At 49.5% G+C, this 25838-nt stretch carries 21 protein-coding genes; 12 read left to right on the top strand and 9 right to left on the bottom strand.

Annotation, left to right across the window (positions count from 1 at the left end; genetic code table 11):
• Positions 1-35: 35 nt before the first annotated feature.
• Entirely contained in the window at positions 36-923 is an 888-nt protein-coding gene (locus tag M2404_RS04145) for an AraC family transcriptional regulator (RefSeq protein ID WP_259238466.1), read from the bottom strand.
• A gap of 149 nt (positions 924-1072) precedes the next feature.
• On the opposite strand from M2404_RS04145, the gene M2404_RS04140 reads away from it, so the two are divergent.
• Positions 1073-1804, top strand: a complete 732-nt coding sequence (locus tag M2404_RS04140; protein ID WP_259238465.1) for an SDR family oxidoreductase — start codon at positions 1073-1075, stop codon at positions 1802-1804.
• Positions 1805-1856: 52 nt separating this feature from the next.
• Here M2404_RS04140 and M2404_RS04135 read toward each other — a convergent pair whose 3' ends face one another.
• On the bottom strand, positions 1857-3011 hold the full coding sequence (locus M2404_RS04135) for an iron-containing alcohol dehydrogenase (protein WP_259238464.1): 1155 nt from the start codon (positions 3009-3011) through the stop codon (positions 1857-1859).
• Between the two features lie 27 nt (positions 3012-3038).
• Positions 3039-3878: a type 1 glutamine amidotransferase domain-containing protein gene (locus M2404_RS04130; protein WP_259238463.1), complete on the bottom strand. Its 840-nt coding sequence runs from the start codon at positions 3876-3878 to the stop codon at positions 3039-3041.
• Between the two features lie 146 nt (positions 3879-4024).
• On the opposite strand from M2404_RS04130, the gene M2404_RS04125 reads away from it, so the two are divergent.
• Entirely contained in the window at positions 4025-4927 is a 903-nt protein-coding gene (locus tag M2404_RS04125; RefSeq protein ID WP_259238462.1) for a LysR family transcriptional regulator, read from the top strand.
• Here M2404_RS04125 and M2404_RS04120 read toward each other — a convergent pair.
• Positions 4924-6297 (bottom strand): M24 family metallopeptidase, encoded by a 1374-nt coding sequence (locus tag M2404_RS04120; protein ID WP_259238461.1) that lies wholly within the window; start codon positions 6295-6297, stop codon positions 4924-4926. The genes M2404_RS04125 and M2404_RS04120 overlap by 4 nt on opposite strands.
• Before the next feature lie 166 nt (positions 6298-6463).
• Here M2404_RS04120 and M2404_RS04115 point away from each other — a divergent pair, with 166 nt between their 5' ends.
• From M2404_RS04115 to M2404_RS04085, 7 genes are all read left to right on the top strand, one after another.
• Positions 6464-7690, top strand: a complete 1227-nt coding sequence (locus tag M2404_RS04115) for an adenosine deaminase family protein (RefSeq protein ID WP_259238460.1) — start codon at positions 6464-6466, stop codon at positions 7688-7690.
• Positions 7691-8042: 352 nt separating this feature from the next.
• Entirely contained in the window at positions 8043-8243 is a 201-nt protein-coding gene (locus tag M2404_RS04110) for a hypothetical protein (RefSeq protein WP_259238459.1), read from the top strand.
• A 131-nt stretch (positions 8244-8374) separates the two neighbouring features.
• Entirely contained in the window at positions 8375-9793 is a 1419-nt protein-coding gene (locus M2404_RS04105; protein WP_259238458.1) for a sensor histidine kinase, read from the top strand.
• Positions 9790-10395, top strand: a complete 606-nt coding sequence (locus M2404_RS04100) for a hypothetical protein (protein ID WP_259238457.1) — start codon at positions 9790-9792, stop codon at positions 10393-10395. Before M2404_RS04105 ends, M2404_RS04100 begins: the two co-directional genes overlap by 4 nt.
• The gene (locus tag M2404_RS04095) at positions 10382-11731 is read left to right on the top strand and encodes a sigma 54-interacting transcriptional regulator (RefSeq protein WP_259238456.1); all 1350 of its coding nucleotides are present in this window, start codon (positions 10382-10384) and stop codon (positions 11729-11731) included. Before M2404_RS04100 ends, M2404_RS04095 begins: the two co-directional genes overlap by 14 nt.
• A gap of 9 nt (positions 11732-11740) precedes the next feature.
• Positions 11741-12097, top strand: coding sequence for a DUF2288 domain-containing protein (locus tag M2404_RS04090; protein WP_259238455.1), 357 nt, complete (start codon positions 11741-11743; stop codon positions 12095-12097).
• Between the two features lie 43 nt (positions 12098-12140).
• The gene (locus M2404_RS04085) at positions 12141-12692 is read left to right on the top strand and encodes an acyl-CoA thioesterase (protein WP_259238454.1); all 552 of its coding nucleotides are present in this window, start codon (positions 12141-12143) and stop codon (positions 12690-12692) included.
• A 139-nt stretch (positions 12693-12831) separates the two neighbouring features.
• Here M2404_RS04085 and ggt read toward each other — a convergent pair whose 3' ends face one another.
• Together ggt and M2404_RS04075 are read right to left on the bottom strand one after the other, a co-directional pair.
• Positions 12832-14556, bottom strand: coding sequence for a gamma-glutamyltransferase (ggt, locus tag M2404_RS04080; protein ID WP_259238453.1), 1725 nt, complete (start codon positions 14554-14556; stop codon positions 12832-12834).
• A 93-nt stretch (positions 14557-14649) separates the two neighbouring features.
• Positions 14650-15045 (bottom strand): acyl-CoA thioesterase, encoded by a 396-nt coding sequence (locus tag M2404_RS04075; RefSeq protein ID WP_259238452.1) that lies wholly within the window; start codon positions 15043-15045, stop codon positions 14650-14652.
• 12 nt (positions 15046-15057) lie between these two features.
• On the opposite strand from M2404_RS04075, the gene M2404_RS04070 reads away from it, so the two are divergent.
• On the top strand, positions 15058-15762 hold the full coding sequence (locus M2404_RS04070; protein ID WP_259238451.1) for a 2OG-Fe(II) oxygenase: 705 nt from the start codon (positions 15058-15060) through the stop codon (positions 15760-15762).
• 38 nt (positions 15763-15800) lie between these two features.
• On the opposite strand, the gene M2404_RS04065 is transcribed toward M2404_RS04070, so the two are convergent.
• Positions 15801-17924 carry a TonB-dependent receptor family protein gene (locus M2404_RS04065; protein ID WP_259238450.1) on the bottom strand — a complete coding sequence of 708 codons (2124 nt, stop codon included), beginning with the start codon at positions 17922-17924 and terminating at the stop codon, positions 15801-15803.
• 301 nt (positions 17925-18225) lie between these two features.
• Between M2404_RS04065 and M2404_RS04060 the strand changes: the two genes are divergently transcribed.
• Complete coding sequence (locus M2404_RS04060; protein WP_259238449.1) at positions 18226-20658, top strand: TonB-dependent receptor domain-containing protein; 2433 nt, start codon at positions 18226-18228, stop codon at positions 20656-20658.
• 69 nt (positions 20659-20727) lie between these two features.
• On the opposite strand, the gene M2404_RS04055 is transcribed toward M2404_RS04060, so the two are convergent.
• Positions 20728-21186 carry a GNAT family N-acetyltransferase gene (locus M2404_RS04055; RefSeq protein WP_259238448.1) on the bottom strand — a complete coding sequence of 153 codons (459 nt, stop codon included), beginning with the start codon at positions 21184-21186 and terminating at the stop codon, positions 20728-20730.
• A 188-nt stretch (positions 21187-21374) separates the two neighbouring features.
• Between M2404_RS04055 and M2404_RS04050 the strand changes: the two genes are divergently transcribed.
• Positions 21375-23378 (top strand): PhoX family protein, encoded by a 2004-nt coding sequence (locus tag M2404_RS04050; RefSeq protein WP_259238447.1) that lies wholly within the window; start codon positions 21375-21377, stop codon positions 23376-23378.
• Between the two features lie 31 nt (positions 23379-23409).
• Here the strand turns inward: M2404_RS04050 and M2404_RS04045 are convergent, their stop codons facing one another.
• The gene (locus M2404_RS04045; protein WP_259238446.1) at positions 23410-25836 is read right to left on the bottom strand and encodes a putative bifunctional diguanylate cyclase/phosphodiesterase; all 2427 of its coding nucleotides are present in this window, start codon (positions 25834-25836) and stop codon (positions 23410-23412) included.
• Between the last annotated feature and the right edge of the window lie 2 nt (positions 25837-25838).

Raw genomic sequence — 25838 nt, 5'->3', positions numbered from 1 at the left:
GCCCGTGCCTGTAACGCTTTTGCTGTTAATTCAGCTTATAGCCTTATTCCGGCAATATCCCTGGCTGGCGGGTTACCAAACATACGGGCATATTCGCGGCTAAACTGCGATGGGCTTTCATAGCCCACCTTATACGCAGTGCTGGCCGCATCTATTTGCTGCGAAATCATTAAGCTACGCGCCTCTACCAGCCGGACTGATTTTTGAAACTGCAGCGGGCTCATATTGGTTACCGCTTTAAAATGCACATGAAAAGAAGACACGCTCATACCGGCAAGGCTCGCCAGTTCTTCTATCGTTACCGTTTGATCATAATCACGACGCAGCTTTTGAATGGCAACCGAGATGCGTTGTGTCGGCGTGCCTTTTAGCGAAATCTGCGCGATTTCTTTGCCGTAATGGCTACGCAGCATACGGTAGTGCATCTCCCGGATCAGTGCTTCGCTTAACACCGGGATGTCGTCGGGCTCTTCCAGCAGTGTAAATAAGCGCAACAGGCTGTCGCCCATTTGCCGGTCTACCTGGCCGATAAACAAGCCGCTTTTCGCGGTTTTGCTGGCCACGGCCAGATGCTCCATTTGCAACAGCAACTCAGACAGCAGCCGGACATCAATATTTATCTGAATAACAAAATACGGCTGTTGTTCTGACGCTTCAATCACAGTGCCCAGAATAGGCAAATCTACCGAGGCGATAAGAAATTCCAGTTCGCCATAAGACAGCATCTCAGTGCCAAGCAGCACGTTTTTGCGGCCCTGCACAATAATACACAGGCAAGGCTCATACACGGCTGGCATGGTGATCCGGGGGCTGCAGATTTTGTAGCAAAACACATTGGGAATGGCCGTGCTATTTAAGCCTTCATTCACTGCAGCATGCTGTACCAGCTGTAAAAGTCTTTGTTGTAGCCTATTGTGTTCCATGCTGCTCACCGACGCCAGTTGGATAATCAGGCAATGATATCGTATCTTTGGGTATCCATAACAGCACTTCTTAGCGTTAGCATAACAGGCATCGGGGCAACCCGTAGTTATCAGCAGTATTTTCTGTTTACCGACAAAGGAGTTTTGTTATGACAACGAATAAAGCCAAAGTTATTCTGATCACTGGCGCCAGCAGTGGTATTGGCGAAACCACCGCCAAAGTGTTAGCAAAAGCCGGGCATACCGTTATTATTGCTGCCCGCCGTACCGATCGTCTTGAAGCACTTGCTCAGACAATTAAGCAATATGGTGGCATGGCGAAAGCCTATGCACTGGATGTAACATCGCGTGACAATTTCAAAGCTGTGGTTGCTGCAGCTACAGAGGAGTTCGGCCCGATTGATGTACTGGTAAACAACGCTGGTTTAATGCCGTTGTCACCTATGGCAGCGCTGAAAGCAGACGAGTGGAACCAGATGATCGACGTTAACATTAAAGGTGTGCTAAATGGCATAGAAGCCGTTTTAACCGCAATGGAACAGCGCGGTGGCCATATTATTAATGTGGCCTCTATCGCTGCCCATAGTGTATTTCCTACCGCTGCAGTGTATTGCGCCACTAAATTTGCCGTGCGCGCCATTTCAAACGGCCTGCGTATGGAAACAAAAAAAGTACGGGTTACTACCGTTTCGCCGGGCGTAGTAGAAAGTGAACTGGCCCACACCACCACCGATACGGCAACCAAAGCCTGGTTGGAAGATTTCCGTAAAGTGGCGTTAAAACCCGAAGCCATCGCCAACGCCATTGCTTATGCCATTGCGCAGCCAGACGATGTAAATGTAGATGAGCTGATAGTACAACCTACCCAGGCCAGCTACTAAACTCGCTAAAACCCCGGCAGCACTGCCGGGGCTTTGTGTCTGGCAAAGCGGCTTACAGCGCCAGCGTCAGAATTTGCCGTGCTTTGGCTAAATCAATATCGCGGTGCTCACCCAGCGCCGTCATGCCGTTACGTTCCAGGTTGGCGATTAGCTTATCAATATCGGCCGCTGCCAGGTTGTAATCTGACAAGCGGGTTTTTACGCCCATATGCTCGAAAAAGTCCTGCGTGGCTTTAATGGTTTTATCGATAATTTCATCTTCAGTACCGCTACTGATATCAAACACCCGCAGGCCAAATTGCAGCAACTTTTGCCGCTTTGTTTCGCGCTGCACATACATTAGCGGCGGTAGCACTATGGCTAAGGTTTGTGCGTGATCCAGGCCAAACAATGCCGTTAGCTCGTGGCCTATCATATGGGTAGCCCAGTCTTGCGGCACGCCTTTACCAATTAAACCATTCAGCGCCATAGTGGCGGACCACATCACATTAGCGCGCACATCATAATCTTGTGGCGTAACCAACGCTTTGGGGCCTTCGCTGATCAGGGTTTGCAAAATGCCCTCGGCAAAGCGGTCTTGCAGCGGCGCGTTTACCGGATATGTCAGGTATTGCTCTATCACATGCACAAAAGCATCTACCACGCCATTGCCCACTTGTTTTAGCGGCAGTGAATAAGTGTATACCGGGTCGAGTACGGCAAATACCGGCTGCACTAAATCTGAACCAAAAGCACGTTTTTGCGCCGTGGCTTTATTGGTTACCACTGAGTTGCCGTTACTTTCAGAACCGGTGGCGGGCAGCGTTAACACCGCACCAATTGGCAAGGCTGACCTGAAAGCAGCGCCTTTGGCCAGAATATCCCAGGGCTCGCCGTTAAAGTGTGCTGCGGCAGCAACAAACTTAGCACCGTCAATTACGCTACCGCCGCCGACAGCCATAATAAAATTAATGCCTTTAGCACGCACCAGTTCAACTGCCTGCATCAGGGTTTGCAGCGTCGGGTTGGGCTCAACCCCGCCAAACTCGTGGTAACTAACGCCTTCCAGCAGCTTTACCACATCGTCATACACGCCGTTACGTTTAATCGAGCCGCCACCGTATAACAGCAGCACCTTGGCATCTTTGGGTAAACGGCTTTTCGCTTCTTTAATCTGGCCTTTGCCAAATAAAATTTCGGTTTGGTTTTTAAAATTAAAATTCAGCATAAATACTCTGGTATTCTTTAATAACAATTAACGCTGCTGCAGTTGCTCTAACACAGCTTGCGCCAGCGCTTTATCTGAAAACGGGTTTTGCCCGGTGATCAGCTCGCGATCTACCACCACATTCGGGGTCCAGGCTTCACTGTATTGCATAACACCACCGGCCTGCTGCATAGCTTTACCGGGGTAATATTGTAGTTTGTCGCCATTTAAAGACGCTTCAAACACCGTTTCTTCGGCATCTGAAAAAATCGTCATCTTGTAGCCGGCATAAATCCAGTTGCTGGCTGTAGCGGGGCTTTGCTGTACCAGCGCCTGTTGAAAAGCTTTCGGATTTTGCTGGGCCGATAACAATGCTATAGGGCCGTGGCAAATGGCCGCAGTGGGTTTAGCTTCGGCATTAAAATGGCTAAGAATAGTGCCCACTTCAGGGTTGTTGGCTAAATCTATTAACGGTGCGTGGCCACCGGGAATAAACACCGCGCTGTACTGTGCCAGGCCGCCGGTAATTACCTCTTTTAATGACAGCGTGTCGTCAATTCCCGGAATAGCGGCAATAACGTCGCTGATGCGCTGCATTTCCGCTTCGCTACCGCCAAAATACTGCGCTGTTACCGATTTTTCGTCCACCACCGGCGCATTGCCCTTTGGCGTAGCCAGTACCAGCTCATAACCTGCCTGAATAAACGCATCAGCCGGTACGCCAAATTCGTTCAGGTAGTAGCCTGTGCTAAGCGTTTTACCATCTTGTAGTTGCATCTGGCTTTCGCTGGATAACAACACCAGAATCTGACCTTTGCTGTCGGCCGCCAGCGCCGTGTGGCCAAAAGTGCCCAGCAGTGCTACTGTTAATATAGTGTGCTTAAACATGGTTTTTCCTCATTAGGGTGAACACTGAGATAAACCTTAAAGCCATCCAGTGTTGTTTCAGGTGATACCAGCTTAGGTTGTTTCACTTGTATTGAGAATTCAGCGCTTTTATTATCAGCCATCATAATTCTGATGGCTGATAACTTATGTCATATTTTGTGCAGTTGCGTACCTTTGTCGAAGTATATCGCTGCGGCACTATTACCCGTGCCGCAGCTAACTTAGGTTTATCGCAACCGGCAGCGACGGCACATATTCAAAGCATTGAATCGCTGGTGGGTTTTGCCTTATTTGAACGCAAAGCACGCGGCGTAGAACCCACTGCCGCCGCGCACGATTTAGCCCTGCAGGTATCCTCGCATTTAGACGCCGTAGAGCAGAAACTGGCCTCGGTGCGTAACCGCAGCAATGCGGTGTATGGCACACTGAATATTGCCGGCCCGGCGGAATATATCAGCCATATTGCCGGGGCTCAGTTTGCTAATTTGCTACAGGCCGGTGAAGTGAACCTGGTGGTGCATATCGGCAATAAAGACCGCATTTACCAGCTATTGGCCGATGGCACTGCTGAGCTTGCCATTACTGCTTCAACGCCCGATGCGGCCCTGTACGACTATCAGATTATCGACAGCGAACGGCTGATGCTGGTAGCCAACCGCTTTACCGGTACGCATTTGTTGCAACAGCCACTCAGTGCAGAGCGGCTGCGCTTGTACCCGGTGGTGAGTTATGACCCAACCCTGCCGCTTATCCGCCAGTATTTTAATACACTGTTTAATGACAACTGCCAGTCACCGATTGCCGCTATTTGCCCGGATATCCGCGCTATTGCCGGTATTGTTAAAGCCGGTGTCGGTTACAGTGTGCTACCGGATTATTTATGCCGCGATGCCATAAATGCCGGCGAGCTGGTGCAACTGGGCGAACCCGGCCCGGAGAATTTTATCTATCTGGTATGGCGCAAAGGTGCGCTAAAGCACCCCCGCGTCAGTTATGCCAAAGATATTCTGCTGGCCTTGGCCAACATTAACAAATACAGCCAGGCTTAGCGGATCAGGTGCCACTGTGTTTGCCGGCCAGCCAGATAAGTGACCTGCTTGCCATCAAAATAGGCACTTTGTTCCAGCTTTATCTGTACTAGCTGTTTATTCCACTCCGGCACCGCCTGCTTAATATTGCCTTCAATGGCATAAGCGGTGTTGGCGTACAGCGGCCAGTCGCCCTGCACTGCCGTTGGCCCCTGGTTGTCCCACATACCAATTGTCGGGCCGGGCGCATGGCCAACAAAACCCAGCGCATGGGTGTAGGTGCTGTGTGTTATTTTGGCTTTTGCTGTGGCTTTGTGTGTAGCGGCCAATATTTCATTGCCACTGCGGCCGGTTTTAAATTCAGCTGTTAGTAAATCCTGCCAGCGGTTGCCGGTAGCCAGTGCCGCCTGTAGCCCGGAGGGTACCTGTGCTTCGCCGTTTTTCAGCACATAGGCCATTTCCTGGGTGTCGGTACACAGCTTTAAATAGCAAATACCAACATCGGTATGCAGCACGTCACCCCGCTGAATAATACCGCTGCTGCCACAAAACGGATTGTCTTCTTCGCATGCCATACCGGCGCGCTGTAAGTTTACATAGGGCATAAACCACACCGGCAGATCCAACTGTTCAAAGCGCTCGCGGATATACCAGGCCACATCGTCGGTGGTGGTTACGCCGGGGGTAATCACTTTATTGCTGAATGCTTCGGCGATTACTGCACGGGCCAGGCTAACGATCTGCGGATACAGCGCCAGCTCAGCCTCTGTGCGCTGCTCCAGCCAGCGGATGACTAATTTCTCTGCCGATACCAGCCGGGGGTGATACTCCTTTGGTAATACCTTAAGCAACTGCTGATGCAGGCTCGAGGTTAAACCATCAGCTACCGGCCAGTGCTCAGACACATTAATACCAATTTGTTTAGGTGCGCGTTTAACAATTTCGTCTGCCAATGCCTGCCATTGTGCGGCTAAATCGCCACCAGCCCAGGCTGAGTCATAAGGTGCACCCAGCGGATAGCGGTTAACAGACAGTTTATCCACGCTGCCATCGGCATTACGGCTAAACAGCAACATGGTGGTGCGCCGTGCGGCAAAAGTTGGCTGCGGCACCAGTGTAAAGTACACCGGGTCTTCGGCATATTCGCGGTTAATTACCAGCCACATATCCAGGCCGGACTTAGCCATCAGTTGGGGTAATAAGATGTTTAGCCGCTCAGTTAAAATCTGGTTTTCCGGCGCTATGCGTGCCCTTGGTGTCAGGACCTGATAATCATCTGCACTAACCAGTTGCCGCCCCTGGGTAAAGTCTGCTGGGTTTGCCTGTGTATTGGCTGCAAAACCTAACGCCAGTATGGCCGACAGCCCTGCTGTTAAAACACGTATTTTCATCCGGATATCCTGTTTTAGTTGTTGTTTTGCCTGTTTTAAGCCAGATAACCCGGTGGTGCAAGTAAACTTCGTGCTGAATATACCGGTTGCCCAACGAAAATAGCAGAATTTGCGATACACTTAGCAGCAATTGTATGCCGCAGTAAGTGTTTGTTGAGGAGCCGATATGCCACGTTATTCTGCCGAATTTATTAAAGAGATGCCCAAGTCTGATTTACACCTGCATCTGGATGGCAGCCTGCGGCTTGACAGCCTGATTGAAATGGCCAAACGTACCGGCACTAAACTACCCGCTGATACAGTAGAAGGCTTAAAGCAGCTGGTATTTAAAGAAAAGTACAATAACCTGGGCGAGTATCTGCACTGTTTTCAGTATACCTGTGCGGTGCTGCGCGATATGGAAAACTTAGAGCGCGCAGCTTATGAGCTGGCGATAGACAACCAGCTTGAAGGTGTAAATTATATTGAAGTGCGCTTTGCACCGCAGTTGCTAATTGACCTGCCCAACGGTATCGATTTTGACCGTGTAATGCATGCAGTTAATAACGGCTTAAAGCGGGCCATGCAGGAATACAACCGCAGCGAAATTGTACTTAGCGGCCAAAAACCGCCCTTTGCCTACGGCATTATTAACTGCGCCATGCGGATGTTTGGCGACAAAGGCTTTTCGCCTTACTACACCAACCTGTTTCAGCTGATGCGCGATTTTGCCCCTATTGATGTGATTAAGTTAGCGGCAATGGAGCTGGTGCGCGCCAGCGTGCGGTTACGTGACGAAGAGAATATACCTATTGTCGGGCTGGATTTGGCTGGCCAGGAATCCGGTTATCCGGCCGGTAAATTTAAAGAAGTTTACGAATATGCCCATCAGCACTTTTTGCTGAAAACCCTGCATGCCGGTGAAGCTTACGGCGCAGAAAGCGTATTTGAAGCTATAACCGAATGCTATGCCGATCGCATTGGCCACGGTTACTCTATGTTTATTCCGCAGATGATAACCGACACCGCTATCATTGATAAAACCGCCTATATCCGTAACCTGGCATCTTATATTGCTGATAAACGTATCGCGATAGAAGTTTGCTTAACCAGCAACCTGCAAACCAACCCGGCTATCAGCGATATAAAGCAGCATAAATTTAAAGATATGCTGGAAAACCGCATTGCCACCGTGATTTGCACAGACAACCGTTTAGTGTCTAACACCACCGTTAGCAAAGAATACCAACTGGCGCTGGATAACTTTGATATCCCGCTAAAACGGCTGAAAGACATTGTGGCTTACGGCTTTAAAAAAAGCTTTTTCCCCGGCACTTATGTGGAAAAACGCGAGTATGCCAAGCAATGCCTGGAGTATTTTGACCACGTAGCAAAGCGTTATGGTTTTATTTGATTAGAATCAAATAGATAAACACTATGTCGCAAAAAGCATACACACTAAGCAATTGAAAAATAACATTTTTATTATTGGCTCAAATTAACTGTTGCTAAACAGCGACAGTTAATTCACTCACCTTATTAGCCCCTCACCCGAAAAAAAAATAAACCATTGATTTAAATGTAAAATAAAATAAATTTAAAAGTTGGCACAAGGCTTGTATTAGTTATGGCAAGCGACGATTCAGGAGAATGTCGCAAGCGCAAGTCTCAGAGCCCAGGTTGCTCAGGTGCCTTTGCAACATTCTCCTTCAAACCGTCTTAACGCAGCCAAACAGAAGTAAACGCTGCACTTAACGGAGGTTGTTATGGACTTATTCTTACTTGGTACAGTGCTGTTCTTACTGGCTAACGTAGCTATAGCAGTAACCATGTTACGCCGTGTTAATTTAAACAATGATAGCGTACTGGCTTGGGAACAAGCTCAGGTTGTAGCAACTCCTGCAGTTGCAGCACCTCAGGTTCCGGCTACTCAGTATCAACCGGTTTATATGGCAAAGGCCGCTTAACGGCCTTTTGCGTCACGATCCCATGAGTTCAGCACTTGCTGAATTTTTGTAAGGCCAGAACCCCACTGGCCTTTTTTTTTTGCCATTAAAATAGGGTATGCTTAACAGCCCTGTAATTAAGACAAACTATTATGCGTTTTTCTATTCAAACCGCATCTTTACGCCAGTTGGTACTGCTGAGCTTTTTTCTGGCCCTGATCCCCGTGGCAGTATTGCTATGGCAAAGCCACAAAGCCCTGAGCGGTGTTAGCCAGAATGCCGTAGCTGAAGCCGAAACCTCGGTAGCCAGCGTGCGCCGGGCGGAAAATATGCAAAACCTGGTGGTGGATATAGAGCGCGCAGTGCGCCAGCATGCGGTGGTAAAAACCGATGCGCTGGCGCGTGTGGCCCGCACCCACCTGAATAGCTATCAGCAATTGCTGCGCCAGGTGTGCGACAACATAGGCCAGTCGCAGCTGTGCCAGCAGCAGCAACTGCAGCTTGGCATACTGCTGGATAACTTTACTGAGCTAAGCAGTACAGAACTTGAACCCCTGATGCAGCAATTTCGCCAGCAACAGCAACAGCTGACACAGCAAATCTGGCTGCTGCTGGAGCAAAACCTGCAGCAACAACAACATTTTGTAGTAGAAAGCCAGCAGCAACTGGCCTGGCAGACAGTAGCACTGGTATTACTAACTCTGTTGTTAGTGCTGTGGGCATCGGGCCGTATTACCGCACCGGTACGCAAACTGGACAAAATGATCCGCGCTATTGGCCAGCAGCATCAATTCCCCGATGAAAAACTTACTGGTCCGCGTGAGCTGACAGAGCTGGGCGAACAACTGCGTTGGCTTAGTTCACGCTTGCAGCAACTGGAAGCACTGCGGCTGATTTTACTGCGCCACGCCTCGCATGAGTTAAAAACGCCGTTGTCCAGCATTCGTGAGGGCTGTGCTTTGCTCAGTGAACAATTAGTTGGTCCGCTAAATAAACAACAACTGGAAGTGGTTGGCCTGCTAAATGGCAGTGCTGACCGGCTGAGCCAGTTAACCGAGCAACTGCTGGACTACAACCGCTTATTACAACAAGCCAAACCCGAGCCCGACTGGCATTCACCCCAGCAATTATTTACCGACTGCTTTAACGACCATGCCTTATCGCTGCAACAACGCGGCCAGGCTATTGAGCTTAGCTGTCAGCTAAGCGCAATTTATACTGATATTACGCTGTTCCGGCGTATACTCGACAACCTGATCAATAATGCGCAGGCGTATGGCAGCCAGGACAGCCCGGTGTGGGTAAAATTGTATCAGCAGGAACATCAGCTGATTTTAGATGTCGCAAACAACGGCAATCCTATTCCGACATCATTACGGGAAAAACTGTTTGAGCCATTTCAGCGCGGTACCACACCACGCTTTGACTCGGTGCAGGGCTCTGGCCTGGGGTTGTCTATTGTTGCCGACTGTGCCCGCCTGCTGGGTGGCCATGCTGATATTGTTGATGTTATTTATGCCGATGTCTGTATTAGGGTACGGCTACCGTTATTAGAGGAAAAACTGGGATGAAAACTGGGTTAATTTTTGTGGCCATACTGGCACTTAGCGGCTGCCAGCTTGCACCACAACCGGTGGCGCCTGAACCAATAGCCGAGCCCTTGCTGGAGGCTGAACCCGAGCCGATAATACTACCTGAGCCTGAGCCGGTAAAAACACCTTTAGCCATTGCCGGTGATGCCGCAACGTTGCAGGCCTGGGTTAATTACCGCGCTGCCATGCTAAACCGCATTAATGAAGAGCGCGATTTACTTAACAGCGAAACAGCCCAGGATGATGTCTGGCTATTAAAGCGCACCATTTTACAGTTGCACCCCGACACCCCCTACCTTACCCGCTTACGGGTGCAAATGCAGTCGGCCGATCAGTTGGCAGCGTTACCGGCACCTTTAGCCGCATTGCTAAGCTGGGATCTGGTGTTTAACCAAAAACTGCTTGAAGCCGAATCAGCAGTTAGCGCCTTAACCCGGCTTAATGCGCAGCAGCACGATAATATTGAGCGGTTGCAAAAAACCAATAAAGAACTGCAGAAAAAAATTGATGCATTAACCCAGATAGAAGCGCAGTTAAACCAGCCCGCACCGGTTAAAGAGGACAACAATGGCCAGCCCTAAGCCTAAGTTATTGCTTGTAGACGATGATCCCAGCTTACTGCGTTTGCTGACTCTGCGCCTTGAAGGTGAAGGTTATCAGGTGATCAGCGCTGATTCAGCAGAAGCAGCTTTGCCACTGCTGATGAAAAACAGTGTTGATGTGGTGCTAAGCGACTTACGTATGCCGGGGCTGGACGGCATGAGCCTGTTTGATGAAATTGCCAAACGCTACCCCGGCCTGCCAGTGGTGCTGATGACTGCACACGGTTCAATCCCCGAGGCGGTAGCCGCTACCCAGCGTGGCGTATTTGGCTTTTTAACCAAACCACTTAACACCAACGAACTGCGCGATATTCTGCAAAATGCGGTACATCAGTCCGTGCCGGAGCAAGCCGAATGGCGTGCAGAAATTATTACCCGCTCCCGCGTAATGGAAGAGCTGCTGGAACAAAGCTACCGCGTAGCCCAGCGCGATGTCAGCGTGTTAATCACCGGTGCCAGTGGTACCGGTAAAGAACTGCTGGCAAAAGCCATTCACAAAGCCAGCCCACGCGCCGCTAAATCCTTTGTTGCCATTAACTGTGGCGCCCTGCCAGAGCACCTGCTGGAGTCAGAATTATTTGGCCACACCAAAGGCGCATTCACCGGTGCGGTTACCGAACATGGCGGCCTGTTTCGTGAAGCCGATGGCGGCACACTGTTTTTAGACGAAATTGGCGATATGCCGGTGGCATTGCAGGTAAAACTGCTGCGCGCACTGCAAGAGCGGCAAATACGCCCGGTAGGCAGCAGTAAAACCGTACCAATCAATGTTCGGGTGCTGTCGGCAACGCACCGCGACTTACAACAGGCAATGGGCGATGGCAGCTTTCGTGAAGACTTATACTACCGTTTAAACGTGGTTAACCTGCAGCTGCCCAGCCTGGAGCAGCGGCCGGAAGATATTCCGCTGTTGGCGCGCCATGTGCTACAGCAAAGTGTTGAACGCCACCAGGTAGATGTTACCCGTTTTTCTGATGATGCTATGCAACTGCTGGCAACAGCCAAATGGCCCGGTAATGTGCGCCAGCTGGTAAACGTAGTGGAACAATGTGTGGCGCTAACGCACAGCCCGGTTATCGGTGCTGCTCAGGTAGAACAGGCGCTGTCGCATGACAGTAGCTACTGGCCGACATTAACCGAAGCGCGTGACCAGTTTGAGCGCCAGTACCTTATCCGTGTATTGCAGATGACAGAAGGCAATGTTACCCGTGCCGCAGAGTTGGCCGGGCGTAACCGCACTGACTTTTATAAGTTACTGAAAAAACATGAGCTCAGCGCTGCCCAGATCACTGAGCAAAGCGATGAAACTGAATAGCGAGCAGGTATGACAGCAATAACCCCAGCCGATGCTTATCTGGCTGAAGAAGCAGAAAACCCCGAGCTGATTAAAGCAAAAATTGTCAGTGAAACGGCCCGTATTAACTGGCTGGAGCTGCAAAAGTTTTATGCCGCCGGTGCCGTTATTACGGTGGCGTCTGAGCTGGATTTAATCGAAGTAGCCTTTGCCTTTAGCCGGGACGATAAAGCCACCGTAGCTGATTTACTGGCAAATGGTAGCGTAGGGCACACCGGCGAGCTGCAGGCACAGCAGTGGTTTAATAACCAAACTGAGCTGTGGGCGGTGGTCATTTCGCCGTGGATCCTGGTACAGCATAAACCACTGCAGCAAGAGCTGAACTAAGCCTGCTACACTTAGCACTGCATAAATCTAAAACAGGCCGCTTATGACTGATCTCTATAAAAAAAGCAGCAGTTCACGCGTTACACTGTCGCAGCTGATGCTGCCATCACATTCCAATTTCAGCGGTAAAATTCACGGTGGCTACCTGCTGTCACTGATGGACCAAATCGCCTTTGCCAGTGGTTCTAAATTCAGTGGCCGTTATTGCGTGACAGCCTCAGTAGACAGAGTCGATTTTCTTAACCCGATTGAAGTCGGCGAGCTGGTAACGCTAAAAGCGTCGGTTATTTTTGTCGGTAACAGCTCTATGGTGGTGGGTATTCGCGTGGAAGCGCAAAATATTCAGACAGGTAAAGTAAAGCACTGTAATTCGTCGTACTTTACCATGATAGCCAAAGATGATCAGGGTGGTAATGTAAGGGTACCCAGGCTGATTTTAACCAGCAAAGAAGAAGTGCTGCGTTTTGTAAAAACCACCCAGCGCCTGAAACTGCGGCACAGCTACGCCGAGCTGTGCGCTGATTTTGACGGTGATATGCAGCAAGCCATCGAGCAAGTCACCGCTAATTATCAGGTGCAGGTGCAACTAGCGTAAAACTACAACCTTAGTGAATGGTATCGAACCGGATTGCCCACACTGACGCGCCGTAAATACTTCCATGTAGGCTCGACTCAGGCATCCATGCCTTCAACGGTCAGTTTAGAGCAATCCGGTTCTCACTAATGCTAAATGCTCAGTACCCCGCCGCCTGGCCGTCTTTGCGTGATTCAGATGCGCCAACCCAAACACCGTTAGCATGATCTCGCATAATGGCCTGATAACCACCGTAACCGCCTAAGCCGTAGCGCACATCGTGGCCTTTTTTCATCAGCTCGCGGGCGGTTTCATAAGGTATACCACGCTCTACTTCAATGTAGCCGCCGTTTTGCAGGTACATATCGCTGCCATCGGTTGGCTCGGTGCTACCCAGATGCTGCCAGCGCGCGGCGTCGCCGGCTTCCTGCAGGTTCATGCCGTAATCCACCATATTGATCAAAATTTGCACATGACCTTGTGGCTGCATAGCACCACCCATTACACCAAAGCTCACCAACGGTTTATTATCTTTGGTAATAAAGGCCGGAATAATGGTATTAAACGGCCGCTTGCCCGGCTGATAAGCATTGGCGTGTTTTTTGTCCATCGAAAACAGCTGGCCCCGGTCCTGAAATACAAAGCCTAACCCCGGCACAACCACGCCCGAGCCCATACCACGGTAGTTACTCTGAATTAACGACACCATATTGCCGTCTTTGTCGGCGGTGGTCATATAAATGGTATCGCCCTCATACAAATTCGGGTTACCGGCATCTACCCGTTTGGCGGCTTTGTCGCCAATCAGCTTGGCACGCTCGCGGCCATATTCTTCTGAAATCAGTGCATCTACCGGCGCTTTGTTGAAGTCTTCATCGGCATAAAATTTTGCTCTGTCTTCAAAAGCCAGTTTTTTTGCTTCAACCAACAAATGCAAACTTTCCGGCGTGTTAAAGCCGGCGGCTTTTAAATCAAAGTTTTTCAGAATTTGTAGCATCTGCAGGGCCGCTATACCCTGGCCATTAGGTGGCAGTTCCCACAATGTATAGCCTTTGTAATCTACGCCTACTGGTTCTACCCAGCTTGAGCGGTGGTTGGCAAAGTCGGTATAACGTAAATAGCCGCCGTTGGCGCGCATAAAGCGGTCTATTTCTACTGCAATATCGCCTTTATAAAACGCATCACGGCCGTCTTTTGCCAGCGCTTTAAAGGTATTGGCCAGCGCCGGGTTTTTAAACATTTCGCCTTTGGCCGGCGCTTTACCGTTAATGGTAAAAGTACCGCTGAAATCGCCCAGTTGCTGGCTTAATACCGGCACACTGCGGTCCCAGTAATAAGCAATCAGTTCGCTCACCGGAAAACCGTTTTCAGCATAACCGATAGCCGGTTGCAGAATTTCCGGCATGGGCATACTGCCAAATTTCTGGTGCAGCTCAAACCAGCCGTCAACCGCGCCGGGTACGCTTATCGGCAACATACCATGTGGGGGTAAATCGGTGCGGCCAAGCTTTTGCAGTTCATGCGCCAGCATTTCATAACTTAAACTCAATGGCGAACGGCCAGAGGCATTTAAACCATGCAACTTTTGCGTTTTGGCGTCCCAGACAATGGCGTATAAATCGCCGCCTATGCCGTTGCCGGTAGGCTCCATCAGCCCTAATGCCGCATTGGCCGCAATAGCAGCATCAATGGCATTGCCGCCACGGCGCATAATATCCAGTGCAATTTGCGTTGCTAAAGGCTGGCTGGTGGCCGCCATAACATTAGGGGCAATCACTTCAGAGCGGCTGGCAAACTGGGCACCGGTAATGCGATCGTACCCCTGCGCACTTGTTGCCAACACCAGGCTTGCGCCAACGGCCAACCCCATAAACACGCTTTTCATAGCAGACTCCGGAAAATAATTATTGCTCGACCTTACTTAGCTTGCGCCTACCATACCAGAGCTTTACGACCAGTGAAACGTAACCTGCGATGTTTACGCACTATACAGATGCTGATTAAGCTGTTGTTTTTGCACTGCACTAATAAGTACGGCTTTATTGGCGCCATAATCAAACTGCACCAATACTGCCGTACCCGACACTGTTTTTACGCCGTGCTGCCAGGCTTCCTGATACACATCGAAAGAGCTGCCACCAATGCGGCTGATATAGGTACGAATTTCCACCTCAGCGCCATAATGCGTTTGGGCATGGTAATCCAGCTTTACGCTGGCAATAATCAGCGGCCACTGCCGCACATTAAGCTCTGGTGTAAAAATTTTGAAAACATCTTGTCTTGCACCTTCAAACCAGACCGCAAACACAGTATTGTTGATATGTCCCAGCGCATCCGTGTCAGAGAAACGCGGAGAAATAATGTCTTGCCACATAAAGGTAACCCGATGACCGATTTTATAGAGGTGTACGATAATGCGTTAAGCAGCGAGTTTTGCCAACAGCTGATTAAAGTGTTTGAACAAAGCCCGCATACCACGGCCGGCCGCACCGGCGGCGGTGTGGATACCAGTAAAAAAATCAGTACCGATTTATACCTGTACCAGCATGCTGAGTACCAGCCGCTACTTAAAGTGATCTGGGAAGCCAGCACCCGCTATGCCTGTGAATATTTTAAAAAGTACCATTTTGCACTGATTGGCCCTATGGGCTTAACCATTGCGCACCCGCAAACCGGCCAGCCCACTGCCATTACACATGACAACTTTGCCGAACTGGGTGAGCCCAAAACGCTGGACTTTATGCGCGCGCTGTTCCGTTTGGGTAATATTCAGGCGCAGAAATATCAGGCCGGAGTTGGCAATTACGGTTACTGGCATAGCGAAGTATACCCGCAGCAAGGCAGCACCGAGCCGCTGCACCGTACTTTATTATTTATGTTTTATTTAAATGACGTAGCCGAGGGCGGCCAAACCGAGTTTTATTACCAGAACAAAAGCATTTCGCCCAAAACCGGTCGCATGGTCATAGCACCGGCTTACTTTACCCACACCCATCGCGGCTGTGTGCCGGTATCAAATGACAAGTATATTTTAACCAGCTGGATCCTGTTTAACAGCGCCGAGCAAATATACGGCCCACCGCAACGTTGAGTTAAAAAAGCCCTTGCGGGCTTTTTTATGTAGCAGCGTTAGAAATCTAACCGGTAACCTACTGATAAAGTGCGGGGTTTACCTGGCTGAATACCGCCATTACCACGGTTGGCAATGTAAGTTTTATCCAGCAGATTGTCGACGTTAAAGTACAACTGCTGCTTTTCAGCCAGTTGGTATTTTGCTGATAAATCTACCACAGTGCGGCTGTCTATCGCGTTCAGATCCTGAGCCTCCAGGCTGGCGTGTGCAGCAGATACATAGCTTAAACGGCTGTGCAGCGCAAATAATTCACCTTCCAGCCCCAGTTGCAGGCTAAACTGGTTTTGCGGCACATAAGGCATTTTGTCGCCGCGGCTTACCACACCCCAGATCCCGCTGTTAAAATCAGAGCGGAACTCACTATCGGTATAGGTGTAACTTAGTTTCAGCGGTACTTTAAAACCGTTTTGCAGGGCAAAATCACGCTGGCTGCTTAGCTCAATACCGGTAACTTTTACTTCACCAAAGTTATACTGATCGCCGATATTATCGGGGTTACACCCTATGCTGGCAGCACAGTTACCATGCATATTGTCGTAGCCCGACTGAAACAAAATAACCTCGTTGCGGCTTTGGGCCACGTTAAACCGGGCGCCTATTTCAACGTTGATACTTTCTTCTTCTTTTTGCTCAGCATTGGCTGGCGCGGCCGGTGCAAAGCCCTTTTGTACCCCAGCCAGCAAAACCACGGTATCATTTAACCGGTAGGTGGCACCCAGTGACGGCAACACAACAGAACCGCTGGCTTTACTTACCGTTGAAGCTCCGGCGCGATCCGGTGCCCGGTTCCAGTTTTCATTTTTTGTATCAATATCTTCGTAACGTAAGCCACCGCTTAAAACCAAATCGCCTACAGTCCACTCGTCATGCACATATAGCGCCAGAGCCTCTGCCGATGCTTCACGGTTGTCCTGTGTACCCGGCACGCCTGCGCTGGTTAGTGTCATGCTGAGGTCTTGCTGTAAACGGTATGCGTCATCCCACTGAAAGCGGCTTTCTGATTCTTTATGAAAGCGCCCGCCAAACGTCAGCTGATGCGCAGCCAGCGGCAAGGTAAATTCAGACTGCACGCCTTTTGACTCATATTCGCGGTTATTCGCGCGAATGCTGACATTTATCCCTTCTGCCGACGGGTTGGCTTCAAATGCAGAGTACGCAGCTAAATTAGCCGGGCTTACCTGATTGGCCTTGTACCAGTTGCGGCTGAATTCATTTAAGTACACCGTGGTGCTTAATTTTGCGCCATTGACCAGATCATACTGGTAACTTAACTGATAACCTTTGTGTTCGGTGTCCATGACATCTTTTTGCGACGCAGCATAACGGCGGTAAGGCGAGGCGCGGTAATCTGCGTCGGTTAAACCAGCATAGGTTTCATCTGAGGTTTCATCAGCATAACTTAGCTTTAATTGCAGTTTATGCGCATTGTTAGCACCAAAACGGCCGGCAAACTTGGCCAGTAAGTCGGTTTTTTCGAAGCCGGTACCTGCGCCATTGGGTAAATCTTTAAAACCATCAGCACCGTAATGATAACCTTCAATTACCGCGCCTAAGTTTTCCCGCTCGCCACCGACAAAACCGTGCAACTTGCGAAAGCCATCTTCGCCCAGCGCGGCATCAATACGCCCGGCCAGCTCGGCCTGCGGAATACTGCGTGACACCAGATTTAATACACCACCAGTAGTACGCGGGCCATACTTGACCGAAGACGAGCCTTTAATAATTTCTACTGCTTCCAGGCGGCCGGTAGTCGGAAAATAATAAGCTGCTGGCGCAACATAAGGTGCCGGGGCTATCAGCACGCCATCTTCCATTACCGTTATTTTGTCGTTACGGCTGGTGCCGGTGCCACGCATACCGATATTGGGGCGTAAACCATAACCATCTTCTTCCTGCACATAAACGCCCGGTGTGCTACCCAGCACGCGGGAAATATCGGTGTAGCTAAATACATCAAGTTCCTGCTGGGAAATATAAGCCGCTGAACCGGGGATATCATTTACCGCCTGGGATGAACCAATAATAGTAAGGCGCTCAATGGTACTCAGTGTGTCTTCTGCCATAGCAGAGAACGTTGATACCACCGCTACCGAAAGCAGACTAAGGGATAATTTGCGCATACAAACTCCGTTGTTAACAAAAAACCAAAATTTGCGCAATTAGAACACAGTAAAAAACACGAATCAATCTCATTTGATCTACGGTTATAAAGGCATTGCAGTCTGTCTCCTTAATCCGCCCTCAAGTTAATTAATAGTAAATAAAACAACTTTACATATAGCGGCAAACAATTAAACACACAAAGCTAAATATAATGATTGATCTTACTAATGATAATAATTATCATTCGCCACACTATTTACATAGATTTACATTTCAACTGGCAACAATGCCCGAATAATACCGTTAAAGGAGTTAAAAATGTTGTTTCGCCCTACCGCACTGGCGTGCGCTGTTGCAGCTGTGTTTACCCTGCCTTCTGCCTATGCAGAAAGTGCCGCTGCGGCGCCGGACTACAATATGGAAGTTATCGTGGTTACTGCATCAGGTTTTGAGCAAAAACTGGTAGATGCACCTGCCAGTATTTCGGTGATAACACAGGAAGAACTAACTAAGCGGCCTTATACCACTCTGTTAGATGCAGTACGTGACTTAGAAGGTGTAGATATCGGCGAAACCCGTGATAAAACCGGCCAGGGTACTATCAGTATGCGCGGTATGGGTGCCGATTACACTCTGCTTCTTATTAACGGCAGACGCCAGAACAATAATGGTGACATCTATCCCAATAGCTTTGGCGGTAACCAATTTAACCACATTCCGCCTCTAGATGCGGTAGAACGCATAGAGGTTATCCGTGGCCCTGCATCCACATTGTATGGTGCAGATGCATTAGGCGGCGTAATCAATATTATTACCAAAAAAGTTACCGATAAAGCTATTGGCTCAATTAGCCATAGCCGCACTATACAGACAAACTCCGACTTCGGTGACGAAGTTACCACTGATTTTAGTTTTATCACCCCGCTAATTCCAGGCAAGCTCGGTCTGGGCCTGCGCGGCAGTATTTATGATAAAGAAGCATCCAACCCAGACTATGCTTCTGTAATTGACCCGGATGGTGTAGAACACAACCGTAGCCTGGGCTTCGGCGGCGGTGGTAAAACCGTTGACAATACCAACTGGAGTGCCGGTGTTTCGGTAAACTTCACTCCCACTGCTAATCACGACATTATGTTTGAGTATGATACGTCAAAGCAAAAGTATGATAATGAAGGCAATCAGCTAGGCACTGAAGATACATATAATGCTATGTTACGTCTTTCCAATGCAGGCCTGATTCAACCCAGGGCTGGTTACGCCAGAGATCAACGCTTCACCCGCGAACAGTGGTCTGTACAGCATGTTGGTCGCTGGGATTTTATGCGTAGTGATATCAGTTTATCTTATGTTGAAACAGATAATCTGGGCCGTACTCTGCCTTATACCGTTGAAGAAAGGGCTGGAATACAATCTTTATGGAATAGAGCCTGTAACAATGCGGGTGGCACTACCAACAATACCGGTAACTGTCTACCTAGCTGGCTGGGTAACGCTTCAGCCTTCACCAACCTGGCTGAAGACGCCAAACTCAATATCATGCGTACTAACCTCACAACAGCTGAATATGCTGAACTCCTGGCTTATTTACCACGTGCAGCCCGAACTTTAGAAACTAACCAGTATACACTGGATGCCAAGTTCGAAATTCCGCTGGCAACACACCGTCTGATAGTTGGTGGACAAATCATAGATGGTGAAATGGTAGATGGTGTGTTCGGCATGTATGGTGGTGACTTCCAAGAAGGTACCGCACAAAAACATGATATGTGGGCGTTGTTTGCTGAAGATAACTGGGACATTACCAACGAATTCACTTTGACTGCTGGTGTACGCTATGACGACCATAACGTCTTTGGCAATCAAACCAGTCCTAGGCTATATGGTGTTTATACATTCAGTCCGGCATGGACAGTAAAAGGTGGCATCAGTACTGGCTATAAGACCCCAAAAACCAGTGATTTATTCCCTGGCATTAAAATGTTTGGCGGTCAGGGTGTCAGCCCTGGTGTTGGTAACCCAACACTGCAGCCGGAAACCAGCGTTAACTATGAAATAGCGGCCTACTACACTCATGATGATGGCCACAATTTCAATATAACCGTATTTCACAACCGCTTTGACGACAAAATTTCCAGCGGAGGTGATGTAATTCCCGGATGTGAAGTTGCCCAGCCTGGGGAGCGTTGTGCCGATGTAGGTGAAGGTTGGGCAGCATTGGGTTATCGCACCTTTACTCAGGTGCATAATATTGACCGCGTCGATATTACGGGCGCTGAATTAGCTGGTCGCTACCAATTGCCTTATAACCTGTCACTAAGAGCAAACTATACTTACACTGATTCTGAGCAGAAGAGTGGTTCTTCAATTGGCCGCCCACTAAATAACACGGCCAAGCATATGGCAAATGCGACTTTAGATTGGGAAGCTACCGATAAACTAAATATTTTCCTGACAGCCGAGCTGCGTTCAAAACGCTATGAAGGTTACGATGCCGAGCTGGAGGCAGAGCTTCACTATAAAGATTATGAAGCTTTCCACTTAGGTGCATCTTACAAAGCGTCGGAATCAGTAACCATTAATATGCGTATTAATAACCTGTTGGATGAAGACTTTACTTCGTATAAAACCAGCTTTATCAGCGAAATTGATGACAATGGTAATCATGTGGAATACACACCAAGCTACAGAGATGATTACAACAACAAAGACAAAGCCCGCAATTTATGGGTTGGCGTTCGCGTAATTTTCTAAATAGTTATAAAGCAAAAACCGCAGAGCGATCTGCGGTTTTTAAGTCAAATTACACTACTATATTTCTTGTCAGCTAAGCACCGGCTTTATCATCTTCAGGTGCGGAATATCGTCTTCTAAATAAGGCTCGCTGGCTGGTTTAAAGCCTAAATCCTGATAAAACTGCTGCAGGTAACACTGGGCTGAGATATGAATATCGGTATCCGGCCACAGCTCTGCTGCCACGCTGAGGGTTTTCTCAACCAATACTTGGCCTAAACCCAAACGGCGCGCGGTTTGCGATACACATACCCGGCCAATACCCGGAAAGCCGTCAAAACTGACACCCGGCGCCAGTACCCGCGAATAGGCTATTACCTTATCGCCTTTTTTTAAAATAATGTGGCGGGTTTGCGTGTGTAAGTCTTTGTCGTCCAGCTCCGGATAGGGGCAATTTTGCTCTACCACAAACACATCTACCCTTAACTGCAACAAACTGTATAGCGTGTATGTGTCTAATTCACCGAAGGTTAGTACCTGCCACTGCATTTATTCCCGCTCCCTCACCACGTAAAACCGTACTATATCAGAGGAAAAAGCCTTACGCCCCCCCTGAAACTGACATCGGCACGTCATTTTAGCATCATAAAACTGCTATCTCACTGTAACAGCACTGACATTAAGCATGGGTTTAATAGCACAAACTTCTAAAGCGCTTATTTATGGAGCCTATAATAATGTCAGACAGTAAAACCGTTGTAACGATAGATAACTCGGGCGTTGACCCACAAACTAACTTTTCGCTTAACCCTACTTTTGCTGCCATTGTTGACAGCCGTATGGCACGGCGTAAATTTCTTAAAGGCAGTATGGGAGCCGCAGTTGCTGCTTTTATCGGCGGTTCACTGGCTGGCTGCGGCAGCAGCAGTGACGACCCTGTAACAGTGCCACCGGAAACTGCCGTTCCGCTACTGGGCTTTACGGCTATTGCCACTAACCGTGCCGACGCTATCGCCGTGCCAGAAGGTTATACTGCTCAGGCGTTTTTGCCCTGGGGTACGCCATTAAATGGCAGTTACCCTGAATATCTGGACGATGGCAGTAACAGTGGCAGCGATCAGGAGCAACAAGTGGGCAGCCATCACGACGGCATACACTTCTTCCCTATCGATGCCCGTGCAGCCGGTGAAAACTCGCAGGAAGGCTTGCTGGTGTTTAACCATGAATACATCGACAACAACCTGATCCATACCAATGGCATTACTACTGTCCCGCGTATTGCCGATGAAGTTCGTAAAGAAGTTGCTGCCCACGGTGTATCTGTAGCCCATATTCAGCAGCAGGCTAACGGTAGCTGGGCACTGGTTAATAACAGCCCGTTTAACCGCCGTATTACCGGCGCAACACCAATGGAGCTGGCAGGCCCGGTGCGTGGCAGCGAAAAAGTAGTAACCAAATACAGCCCGGATGGCAGCCGTACCCGCGGCACACTGAACAACTGCGGCAACGGTTTTACCCCATGGGGCACCTATTTAACCTGTGAAGAAAACTGGGCCGGTTACTTTGTTAATACCGATGCGCAAAAGCCCCGTGAACACAGCCGCTATGGCGTACCATCAGCTAACGGCCGTTATTTTTGGGAAACTGCCACACCTGCAGCTGATGTATATCAGCGCTTTAATGCCAGCACCATTGGTGCTGAAGCGAAAGACGATTACCGCAACGAGCCAAACACTTTTGGCTGGATAGTAGAAATAGATCCATTTAACCCCGATAGCCTGCCACAAAAACGTACAGCACTGGGCCGCTTTGGCCATGAAGGGGTAATTTTTGGCAAACTGGAAGAAGGCCAGCCCGTAGTAGTGTACTCGGGTGACGATTCTACCTTTGAATATATCTACAAATTTGTCTCTACTGCGCCGTATCACAAGAACACCGCAGGTGGCCATTTGCTTAATGACGGTATTTTATATGTAGCGCGCTTTAACGAAGATGGCAGCGGTGCATGGTTACCACTGGATATCAACAACGCTGATTTTATTGCCAAAGCCACTGCAGCCGGTGTTACGTTTGCCGATCAGGCTGATGTGTTGCTAAATACCCGCCTGGCGGCCGATATTGCCGGTGCGACCAAAATGGACCGGCCGGAATGGGGCGCAGTACACCCGGATACCGGCGAAGTTTATTTTACCCTGACCAATAATACCCAGCGCACCGCAGCTCAGGTAGATGCAGCCAACCCACGCGCCAGCAATGCCACCGGCCATATTATCCGTTGGAATGAGCGTGAAACGCAGGCCGCTACCGCCTTTGATTGGGATATTTTCCTGCTGGCCGGAGATGTAGGCACAGCTACACCAGACACTGAGCTGACATTAACAGCAGACAACCATCTGGCCAGCCCTGATGGGTTGTATTTTGCAGCCAATGGCCTGCTGTGGATCCAAACCGATATGAGCGGCTCTCAGCAAAGCACCGGCCCTTACGGCAATAACCAGATGTTAGCCGCCGATCCGGTAACGCGTGAAGTAAAACGCTTTTTAGTTGGCCCAACCGACTGTGAAGTAACCGGTGTTGCCATGACACCGGACCTGAAAACCATGTTTGTTAATATTCAGCACCCGGGGGATCGCTCTGCACCGGGTGATTTCACCAGCCACTGGCCGGATGGCGGCAGCAGCCGGCCACGCTCAGCTACCGTTGTTATTACTAAAAATGATGGCGGTGTGATCGGCAGCTAGTGCATCGTGTAGCTAGTGCATTGTTAAGTGGTCAGCGCAACAACTGCGCTGGCCATTTGTTTTGCGTAACCTGGCTGACGAAAGCCGCCAGTTGCGCCTGTGGCAACGGCCGTGAGAAGTAAAACCCCTGCACCAAATCACAGTGATGCTGTTGCAGCAACTGCAACTGCTGATAGTTTTCCACGCCTTCAGCCACCACTTGCAGCCCCAGCTTTTGCACCATGGCAATGGTTGATACAATAATCTGATAGTCTGACGGGTTATCCAGCATGCCCATTACGAAGCTTTTATCAATTTTTATGGTGTCTACCGGCATACGTTTAAGGTAGTTCAGCGATGAATAGCCCGTACCAAAATCGTCGATAGCAAAGCTGAACCCCAGCGCCTTTAGTTGATGCATAATATCCAGCGTCTGGCTGACATGGCTGACTAAGGTGCTTTCGGTCAGCTCCAGCTCAAACTGCTGGCCACTGACATTATACTGCTGCATAAGCTGGCGGAACCGCTCCGGCAATCCTGGCTGTAAAAACTGATCGGCCGATAAGTTAAGCGCAATAACCATCTGCGGCAGGCCCATGTCAGCTAACTCGTTGCTGAGCTGACAACAGCGCTCAAACACCCAGTAGCCCACATCAACTATCAGCTGAGCCTGCTCCAGTACACTGATAAACTCATCCGGCCCCACCATGCCACGTACCGGGTGGTGCCAGCGTAATAGGGCTTCAAACCCGGCAAGTTGGCCGCTACGTAAATTTACTTTAGGCTGCAGGTTTAACGAAAACTGCTGCAAGCTTATCGCCAACCGCAGTTCAGTCTCCAGTTGCAGCCGGTTGGCCAGATCGCTCGACATTTGCTCATTAAACACATAATAGCAATTGCGGCCATTGCTTTTGGCCTGGTACATGGCTAAATCAGCGCGGCGGATTAATTCTTCCTCTGCCAATGCAGGCTCGGCAGTAAAGCTGATACCGATACTGGCGCTAAGCGACACCGCCCCCTGCCCTTGTAAAAACGGCTGTTCAAACACTGCCAACACCCGCCATGCCATCAATTCGGCTTGCTGCGGTTCGCTCATCTGCGGCATAACCAGTGCAAATTCGTCGCCACCAAAACGACACACCACCTCTCCGTTTTCACATAAGCTTTGCAGCCGCTGTGCAGTTTCAATTAACAGTAAATCGCCGGTGGCATGGCTACGGCTATTATTAATGGTTTTAAACTTATCCAGGTCGAGAAACAACAAGCCAACATAGCCGTTATGCAGCGGCAGGCCAGCCAGTGCCAACCGCAGCTGTTGTTGCAGCAGATTGCGGTTGGCCAGGCCGGTAAGCGGGTCAAACAGGGCAATTTTTTGCAGTGCGGTGGTGTTATCGGCTAACCGCTGATCCAGATGTTCCAGCTCGTAACTCAGGTTAAGTACAGACTGGCTAAACGTATTCAGTTCATCCTGCAGTAAACCTGCCGGCAATTGGCTGGCATGGCGAAACTCATGGTATCGCCGCTGGGCCAGCAATGGTAAAGCCGCGGCCAGTTGCAAAATGCGGCTGCTGACACGGCGGCTAATAAATAAAATCAGTACCAGCACGGCAACAAAACAGCCCGCCGCTACCAACAAAATTTGCCGCTGATAACGCTGTTTATCCTGCATAGCACTGCTGACATCCTCAACCATCAACAGCTGGTACGACAAGGCGTTGTCAGGGTCCAACGGAATTAAATGCAGGTAGTAGCTCATATCTTTCAGCGCAATAACAATGCCGTTGCTACGGGCTGAATCCACTTCAATATCATCTGGTAACTGCTGATACAAATCCCGAATCAGTTGCCTGTCAGATGCCTGCAGCAGACGGAACTGCTGCGTTATAGTCTTGCCCGGCTGGTAACTAAGCAAAGCCAGTTCAGTACCCAGCGTCTGGTGCAGGCTAAACAGTACTTCTGTCAGTTCGGTAACCATCAGCACCACGGCTACCTCACCATCAGCATTCAGCAAGGGCAAAGTCAGTAGCTTGTAACATTGTTCGTCGCAGCGGATCATCGCTTGCGGGCTTTGTTGCTGCCAGGTCAACTGCACAATATCGTTACTGTGTGCCGGTAATTGCGGGCTACTCTGATAAATCACCTGCTGTGCAGGGCTAAACAGTGCCAGATGGCGTAACGCAAAGTTAAGTTGTAATGATTCAACCTGTTCTGGCAATGCCGTAGCAAAACGGTTGAAGTCCTGACGGCCGGTTACCTGTTGCAGTTCTGCAAAGCTTTGCATCCAGGTTAATAACTGCTGATCTACTGCGCGGTTATACAACTGAAAATACTGCTGGCCCTGTGTTTTACGCAGTGCCTGCTGGCGGTTAAACTGATCATTCATGTGCAGCAACGACAGGCTGGTAAACCAGATCAGCAACAGCAGCAACATACTTAACATCAGTAGCAGTATCTTCCATGACAGGCTCAGATAACGCATTG

The sequence above is a fragment of the Rheinheimera pacifica genome, assembly GCF_024809855.1.
Classification (GTDB): Bacteria; Pseudomonadota; Gammaproteobacteria; order Enterobacterales; family Alteromonadaceae; genus Alishewanella; species Alishewanella pacifica_A.
The sequence above is the reverse complement of the archived record's forward strand: the minus strand, read 5'-3'. Positions and strand labels throughout refer to the sequence as shown.

Coding starts and splice junctions, on each gene's coding strand:
- M2404_RS04145 (WP_259238466.1), bottom strand. CDS start 923: ATGGAACACAATAGGCTACAACAAAGACTTTTACAGCTGGTACAGCAT.
- M2404_RS04140 (WP_259238465.1), top strand. CDS start 1,073: ATGACAACGAATAAAGCCAAAGTTATTCTGATCACTGGCGCCAGCAGT.
- M2404_RS04135 (WP_259238464.1), bottom strand. CDS start 3,011: ATGCTGAATTTTAATTTTAAAAACCAAACCGAAATTTTATTTGGCAAA.
- M2404_RS04130 (WP_259238463.1), bottom strand. CDS start 3,878: ATGTTTAAGCACACTATATTAACAGTAGCACTGCTGGGCACTTTTGGC.
- M2404_RS04125 (WP_259238462.1), top strand. CDS start 4,025: ATGTCATATTTTGTGCAGTTGCGTACCTTTGTCGAAGTATATCGCTGC.
- M2404_RS04120 (WP_259238461.1), bottom strand. CDS start 6,297: ATGAAAATACGTGTTTTAACAGCAGGGCTGTCGGCCATACTGGCGTTA.
- M2404_RS04115 (WP_259238460.1), top strand. CDS start 6,464: ATGCCACGTTATTCTGCCGAATTTATTAAAGAGATGCCCAAGTCTGAT.
- M2404_RS04110 (WP_259238459.1), top strand. CDS start 8,043: ATGGACTTATTCTTACTTGGTACAGTGCTGTTCTTACTGGCTAACGTA.
- M2404_RS04105 (WP_259238458.1), top strand. CDS start 8,375: ATGCGTTTTTCTATTCAAACCGCATCTTTACGCCAGTTGGTACTGCTG.
- M2404_RS04100 (WP_259238457.1), top strand. CDS start 9,790: ATGAAAACTGGGTTAATTTTTGTGGCCATACTGGCACTTAGCGGCTGC.
- M2404_RS04095 (WP_259238456.1), top strand. CDS start 10,382: ATGGCCAGCCCTAAGCCTAAGTTATTGCTTGTAGACGATGATCCCAGC.
- M2404_RS04090 (WP_259238455.1), top strand. CDS start 11,741: ATGACAGCAATAACCCCAGCCGATGCTTATCTGGCTGAAGAAGCAGAA.
- M2404_RS04085 (WP_259238454.1), top strand. CDS start 12,141: ATGACTGATCTCTATAAAAAAAGCAGCAGTTCACGCGTTACACTGTCG.
- ggt (WP_259238453.1), bottom strand. CDS start 14,556: ATGAAAAGCGTGTTTATGGGGTTGGCCGTTGGCGCAAGCCTGGTGTTG.
- M2404_RS04075 (WP_259238452.1), bottom strand. CDS start 15,045: ATGTGGCAAGACATTATTTCTCCGCGTTTCTCTGACACGGATGCGCTG.
- M2404_RS04070 (WP_259238451.1), top strand. CDS start 15,058: ATGACCGATTTTATAGAGGTGTACGATAATGCGTTAAGCAGCGAGTTT.
- M2404_RS04065 (WP_259238450.1), bottom strand. CDS start 17,924: ATGCGCAAATTATCCCTTAGTCTGCTTTCGGTAGCGGTGGTATCAACG.
- M2404_RS04060 (WP_259238449.1), top strand. CDS start 18,226: ATGTTGTTTCGCCCTACCGCACTGGCGTGCGCTGTTGCAGCTGTGTTT.
- M2404_RS04055 (WP_259238448.1), bottom strand. CDS start 21,186: ATGCAGTGGCAGGTACTAACCTTCGGTGAATTAGACACATACACGCTA.
- M2404_RS04050 (WP_259238447.1), top strand. CDS start 21,375: ATGTCAGACAGTAAAACCGTTGTAACGATAGATAACTCGGGCGTTGAC.
- M2404_RS04045 (WP_259238446.1), bottom strand. CDS start 25,836: ATGCGTTATCTGAGCCTGTCATGGAAGATACTGCTACTGATGTTAAGT.